A 6,311-nucleotide genomic window follows, 5' to 3' on the forward strand; every position below is an offset into this window, starting at 1 on the left:
ATCTTAAGACGTGTCTAATTTAAAATTTACATACAATGAAAAAGTATATTTTATTTTTAATGGTAGCTATGTTAAGTATTAGCTGTGATGGTCAAAAAAATGAAACCAAAAAGATTGAAACTAAAGACAATGAAAAAAGTACAGTTGAACAACCAAAAGGCAACTGGAAAGTTGATAAAGAGTTTGATAAAAACGGGAATTTAATTAGATATGATAGTATTTATACCTGGTCCTCTAATAACAAATTTGATGATTTTTCAACTTTAGAGAAAGATAGTTTGATGCAATCCTACAAATCTAGATTTTTTGCAAATTTCTCAAGATTTGAAAATGAAGGTTTTGAAGATGTTTTTTCTCAAGATTCACTTTTTAGCAAACGTTTCTTTAATGACGATTTTTTTGGAAGTGATTTTGGTAATGACTTTATGGACATAGACAAAATAAGACAGCAAATGATTGCAAGACAAAAGAAATTTTTAGAAAAATATCAATCAGAATTTATAAAACCTGAAGACGAAAACTAAATAGTTTTCGTCTTTTTTTTGTGAATTAATATTGTTGTATGACACCTGACGTGTTGATTTAATTTAAACAAAAGTTGATCTTAAAAATTGTAAACACTCAATTAAATCTGAAATAGCTTAGCTTCGATCCAACGTGTTTTCCAGTTGCTCCAAACGTTGTCAAAATCGAAGGCTTTTTTTGCATGGTCTATTTTGAATTTAGATTTTGCTTCAGTAATATTCATTCCTTCTTTTAAATAGCTTAGAAATTGATACTGTTCTTTTTGTAAGTCATATACTGCCAATTTAAAGTTATGTCTTAGCACAATACAATAACTCTTGGATTGAAATGGCAAGTTTGGTTCCTTTCCTTTTTTAAACTCGGAGTAAAATTGTCGTATAGGAAATTGAAAAGCAAAGAGTTCACATATCGGAACTAATTTGAGCTCTTCATCTTTTGAATCAGGTGTTGCCAATTGATAGTTTTCTTCTGCTTTCTTTTCGAAAATAATTCCAAGGTCGTATTCAAATTGAGCCAATTCAATCACAAAATCAATCCAATCTTCTTTTAGAGCTTTGTCAGGTCTATTTGATTCTAAATATTCAGGAAAATGTTTTCCTAATAAAGCTAAGTTGTAGTTGTAAGAAGGTTTTGAAGCGAGATAGTCATCAGCAAAAGTATAAAAAATGTCTTCTCCTAATGCATATTCTAAAGCGCTAAATTGTATCGACATACAGTTGCGCAATCGTGCAATATAACTACGTTGGTAGATTGCTAAATGATTTTTTGCAGCGAGGTTTTTAGAATCATGAATAACATCTTCCAAAGTATTAATACCATCAGGAAGTAAATCCTTAGGGTTTACATCTGTTTGTTGAAATGGATCTAATAGTAATTGTTGCATCCATTGCTGGAATTTAGTAAGTGGTATGTTGATTTTTTGCTTCAATATAACTAAGATTCATTTGTGAATTCTAAAGGAACTACATTTAGTGGATTAGAAACCTGTTCTTGGTTAGAATACTGCCTGTCTTCTTCAGCTTTATTGAAATTAGGATTCATGTATTTTTTCGATTTCATTAATTCAGAATGATAAACATCAAACTCTGGAATGTTACCATCCCATTCTAATAATATAGAAGCTTCATTGGCAAGTTGATAAGTCATTTGAAAGAGTTTCCATACCTTATCGGTCACTTCTCTATCATGTGTATCAATAATATAATTCCCCATATTTTGATGTCCAGCCAAATGCATTTGCACTATTTTATCATGAGGCAGCTCATTAATATATTCTACAGGATCAAAATCGTTATTAAATGAAGAAACATAAACATTGTTAATATCTAATAGTAATCCGCAACCAGTTTCTTCAGTCATTAATTTTAAAAATTCCCATTCAGGAATATTAGAATTTTTGAATGTAGCGTAGGTACTTGGATTCTCTACTACAAGTGGTCTTTCTATATAATCTTGTATTTGATTGATACGATCACAAACGTGTTTAAGAGATTCGTCATTGAGAGGTAAGGGTAATAAATCATGTGAATTTGTGGTGAGAACTCCTGTCCAACACAAATGATCGCTAATCCAAGCAGGTTTAATTTCATCTGCTAAGACCTTTAAGCTTTTTAAATAATCAAAATTTAAAGGATCAGTACTACCAATAGACATAGATACTCCATGCATTACTAAAGGGTATTTCTCAGCAATTTGTTTTAATATGTGTCGCGGACGACCATAGGAATCCATGAAATTTTCTGAAATGACCTCAAACCAATCTACTTCGGGAGATTTTTCAAGAATATGTTCAAAATGTTCACTTCTAAGTCCTAATCCAAGTCCTAAATTTGGTAATCCAAGTCTATTTTTCATTTTTTGGAGGACATGTACTAAGTGTATCTGGCATTAAAGCTTTGCTTTTTAAATTCATATTCAAAACTCTTGCATCCTTTTCAACTGCTCTTAGTGCTTTGTCATTAGAATACGAACATGCTCGAGATCCGCTTTGCGAACAAGATGAATAATTTTGACCAGTCGTACCACGAAGTTTATTTACATAGTCTTCCGTAGGTCCAAAAGGTAGAGGTGCTTCTCCATAATTTTCTTTATTAGCATCTCTTTTTTGCTCAAAGCGAGCCCTTGCCAACAACCAAACACTTCGTCCTTTGTTAGGTCCTTGCGCTATAAAGCGTGAGTTTAATATAGGCACACCACAACTTCCTTGATAGCGACAATCGTTTTCTCCTGGATGACAAAATTCTTCAGTAGTTCCGAAGATTCCACAAGCTCCTTGTCCTTTACAAGAATTCAATGTGTGACATGGATGATTTACTGCAGTAGCACAGTCTCCAAGTCCAGCACAATCATTTTTGCCTGAATATCCAGAGTTTTTGCATGAATTTAATCCCATGCACACGTGAAGCTCTTTACTTTCTAATTCCGATGACATATTTCTAGTTTTTTATTAAGTGTTAATGTGTAAATGGTGTGCTTGGTACGTCAGGAACATTTTTTATAATGCTATGATCTGTTCCTACATCAGGAAGAGAAGGAAAATAGTTGTCTCCCCAATCTTTCCAATAGTGATCTGCTTTACCTAATTCATCAAGAATTGCTAAAATTTGTTCTTTAGGTCTTAAACTGCTCTTTTCAAAAGAGAAAGGTTCAAACGATAAAGCTCCGTTGTATTCTTTATTATCTTTGGTGTAGGTATATGAATTAATATGGTTTCCAGTTTCGCTCAATAACCAAATCATTGATTTGTGAATACCAAACATGAATAAATCGTACTGCGTATCTTCCTCTTCGTAATAGCAAGTTTCTATCATTAAAAGAATGTAAGCAAAAACAGCGCTTCCAAGCTTATTAGCTAGGGCTAAAGCTATATTACCTCCATTAGGATTTTCATAATCTGCTTGTGTAGGATTACTAGCTTGATTATAGACAAAATAACTGTAGAAATCATCTAGACCTTCAATATCTTTAAACTTATTTTCATAATAACGGCCAAGGCTATATGCTTCTAGAAACTTAGCAAAATGTGCTAGTTCTTTACCTTCATCTTCATAATCGCCTTCCCAAAACTCAGCTTTTGGCACATTGTTTTCATCAACAATAATGTTCATTGGGATTGGCATTTTATCAGGACCCCATTTTAAGGTATGTTGTGGTTTCTCGTTTTGTTTTGTGGTACTTCCTTCTCCTTGTTCAACAATGAAATGCAAAGCTTCAATGGCAGACTGGCTATCATAGACTCCAACTAATTCTCCACTATCATTTTCATTTGCAAAATGAGGATTATGATCTCTATCATAATGAACTGTATTCATCGAGTTTTGAGAGTAGAAGGGTCTTGGACCAGATCCAGTTTCTGGAGGAAGTAATTGTGGGCGTTTTTTATAAGGTCCAGGGAAATTATCGCTGATACATTTCATGATTTTTTCATACAAAAGACCAATCGTGTGATACTCAACTTTAGCTTGCCTTAGTAATATTGTATTAGGATCTACAAAAGGTTGTGGACTTTCAATTTGTAAAAATGTTGTTAACTGATTTAATGATAATTTAGCTGCATTGATTGTAAACTCAGGTTCATGACCATCTAATTGAGTCGGAAACCTTAATATCTTGCCTATTGACATAAGATCTGGAGCGACTTGACAAACAGCTTGTTTTACATTACAAGACAGAGCTAAGTGAAGCATTTCTTCAATTACAACACTCATGGTTAGTGCAGCAGATTTATTGGAGTAGACTAGAATATCTAGCTTTAATTCTTGAGCTAATTTGTCAATGTCTTCTTTGTTTCTTTTTCCTGATGCGGAAAGTTGATTGTGAAGTTTTGCATACAATTGATCTTGATCTTGTGCTCTATTAATAGAATAATAAGTGGACAGATAAGTTGGGATTGTTGCAAGTTCTAAAGTAATTGCTTGCTGCATTACATCCTCTAGGTTATCTGGTGTAACCTCAGTATCGAATTTAAAAAGTTTTTGTGTTGACATAGATGAAATTTAAATTTTGAAGCCTCTGTTATTCATGTTTAAATGTTGGCTAAAAATCATTCAATCCAAAAATAGAAATTTTAAAAAGCAATAAAATGAGTATAAATACCTGTTTTTGAATGGTATTTAAAGAAATAAGATAAAAAACGGTAATCAATATCAAAAAAGGTGACTTTTTTTTCTGAGTTTTAAAGTGATTTTAAACGATGTTTGATTAGTGTTTTATGTACAGACAACACTATTAGGCTAAAGGACTTGTAGTTAGAGAAAATAGTTTTTTTACTTGTTTTCGTATGTTAGAATCTGAAGTCCATCCTCAAATGATTCTTTTTCAATCAAATTCCATTTTTTCGTCGTTGTAGAATTTCCAAATAAACGAATTCCCTCACCAAGAATTATTGGATTTAATTTTAGTTTAAGTTGGTCAATTAGATTATTATCTAAAAGCCAACCAGCAAATTCTCCACCACCACATAAATAAATATCTGTTTTAGAATTTCTTTTAATTTCTGTCATTCGGTTAATAGATTTTTTTTCGATATGAACAGATTTTGCCAAATCTTCAATTTCTAATGAATCAGAGAAAATATAGTTTTCCATATGTGGATAAGCAGGTTGACCTGACTGAAGACCATATTTAAATCCAAATTCATAAGTTCTTCTTCCCATTATTACGGTTTCAAATTTTAAAAGGTCAGCCTGATATTTTTCAACGCCTTTACCCTGAAGTATGAATTGACTTATATCGTCATTTATTCCTGCAATAAATCCGTCAAGAGAACTTGCAACGTAGTAAATAATCTTTTGCATAATTTCATTTTTATTCGGTAGTTTTTACATTAATCATTGAGGTGTTGTGTATAGTTTGTTACGTTGGTAAGAACTAAGTTAATAAAAGAAAACGAACCAGAAAAAACACCTAAGGATTTTACAAGTAGTTGAGAGTCAGTAATTAAATGTGCTTGTATGTAATTTATTGCTCGGAACTTCCAATCGGAATATCTTTCGTATTTGCTAACTTAGTGCAAACGCAACGAATCTATATACGTACACATTCAGTATGACCACGACTTTTATATAATGTTCAAAACGAATGAGTTAAGATTTTTTTGGTAACTTACATGTATTAACCAAAAATCAATAATTATGAAAAAATTGATATTGATGTTTACTTTAATTTTCAGTTCTTTTTATTCTATTGCTCAAACTTTTGAACTCCAACATGACCATTCAACAATTCAAGTAGATAATATTGATATCAGTGCTGAATTTTATAACGACATATTAAATTTAAAGGAGTTGGAAACACCTTGGCCTGAATATAAGTTGATTCGATTCTTTGAAACTGGGAAAAACCAACAACTTCACATTGCACAAGCACAGGTTGATCAGTATGGTGATGTAAAAGTTAACAAGGTTCTTCATCTTGCTTTTACAGTAAATGACTTTGATGGTTATCTAGAATATTTAAATGAAAAAGGAATCGAATATTCTAATTTTACTGGAGAAAGCAAAATAATCCAATCCAGACCAGATGGAGTAAGACAAATATATTTTCAAGACCCAGACGGATATTGGATAGAGATTAATGATGCAAATCATTAACCTATTTTGCATAAAAAGTTAAGATATAATATCAAAATAGGTTTTAAATTTAATAGAATAAACGTTACACAATTGTCAAAGCATACCATACACAAACTCGTTGTAACCAATTTGAAATATGAATTTTCCTGAAATAGGTTGACTAAAAATTAAGCAATTAATTACAGTCACTTATGAAAACACAAAATGAACACT

The 6,311-nt window shown here is 31.7% G+C and carries 7 protein-coding genes; 2 read left to right on the top strand and 5 right to left on the bottom strand.

The window, feature by feature from the left end; translation table 11 throughout:
• Positions 1–35 precede the first annotated feature (35 nt).
• Positions 36–524, top strand: a complete 489-nt coding sequence (locus WNY78_RS17960; protein WP_342874608.1) for a hypothetical protein — start codon at positions 36–38, stop codon at positions 522–524.
• 101 nt (positions 525–625) lie between these two features.
• Here the strand turns inward: WNY78_RS17960 and WNY78_RS17965 are convergent, their stop codons facing one another.
• The 5 genes from WNY78_RS17965 to WNY78_RS17985 form a co-directional block, all read right to left on the bottom strand.
• Positions 626–1,453, bottom strand: coding sequence for a DNA-binding domain-containing protein (locus tag WNY78_RS17965; RefSeq protein ID WP_342874609.1), 828 nt, complete (start codon positions 1,451–1,453; stop codon positions 626–628).
• 5 nt (positions 1,454–1,458) lie between these two features.
• Positions 1,459–2,379, bottom strand: coding sequence for a DUF692 domain-containing protein (locus WNY78_RS17970; protein ID WP_342874610.1), 921 nt, complete (start codon positions 2,377–2,379; stop codon positions 1,459–1,461).
• A complete protein-coding gene (locus WNY78_RS17975; protein ID WP_342874611.1) occupies positions 2,369–2,956 on the bottom strand; it encodes a hypothetical protein in 588 nt (195 codons plus the stop codon). The genes WNY78_RS17970 and WNY78_RS17975 overlap by 11 nt, the downstream gene beginning before the upstream one ends.
• Before the next feature lie 22 nt (positions 2,957–2,978).
• Positions 2,979–4,511 (bottom strand): ferritin-like domain-containing protein, encoded by a 1,533-nt coding sequence (locus tag WNY78_RS17980; protein WP_342874612.1) that lies wholly within the window; start codon positions 4,509–4,511, stop codon positions 2,979–2,981.
• A 279-nt stretch (positions 4,512–4,790) separates the two neighbouring features.
• Positions 4,791–5,321: a dihydrofolate reductase family protein gene (locus WNY78_RS17985; RefSeq protein WP_342874613.1), complete on the bottom strand. Its 531-nt coding sequence runs from the start codon at positions 5,319–5,321 to the stop codon at positions 4,791–4,793.
• 336 nt (positions 5,322–5,657) lie between these two features.
• On the opposite strand from WNY78_RS17985, the gene WNY78_RS17990 reads away from it, so the two are divergent.
• Positions 5,658–6,116: a VOC family protein gene (locus tag WNY78_RS17990; RefSeq protein WP_342874614.1), complete on the top strand. Its 459-nt coding sequence runs from the start codon at positions 5,658–5,660 to the stop codon at positions 6,114–6,116.
• Positions 6,117–6,311: the final 195 nt, after the last annotated feature.

The organism is Psychroserpens sp. AS72 (assembly GCF_038900375.1).
GTDB lineage: Bacteria > Bacteroidota > Bacteroidia > Flavobacteriales > Flavobacteriaceae > Psychroserpens.

Excerpts from the sequence above, each read along its gene's own strand:
- WNY78_RS17960 (WP_342874608.1), top strand. The coding sequence starts at position 36 with ATGAAAAAGTATATTTTATTTTTAATGGTAGCTATGTTAAGTATTAGC.
- WNY78_RS17970 (WP_342874610.1), bottom strand. The coding sequence starts at position 2,379 with ATGAAAAATAGACTTGGATTACCAAATTTAGGACTTGGATTAGGACTT.
- WNY78_RS17975 (WP_342874611.1), bottom strand. The coding sequence starts at position 2,956 with ATGTCATCGGAATTAGAAAGTAAAGAGCTTCACGTGTGCATGGGATTA.
- WNY78_RS17980 (WP_342874612.1), bottom strand. The coding sequence starts at position 4,511 with ATGTCAACACAAAAACTTTTTAAATTCGATACTGAGGTTACACCAGAT.
- WNY78_RS17985 (WP_342874613.1), bottom strand. The coding sequence starts at position 5,321 with ATGCAAAAGATTATTTACTACGTTGCAAGTTCTCTTGACGGATTTATT.
- WNY78_RS17990 (WP_342874614.1), top strand. The coding sequence starts at position 5,658 with ATGAAAAAATTGATATTGATGTTTACTTTAATTTTCAGTTCTTTTTAT.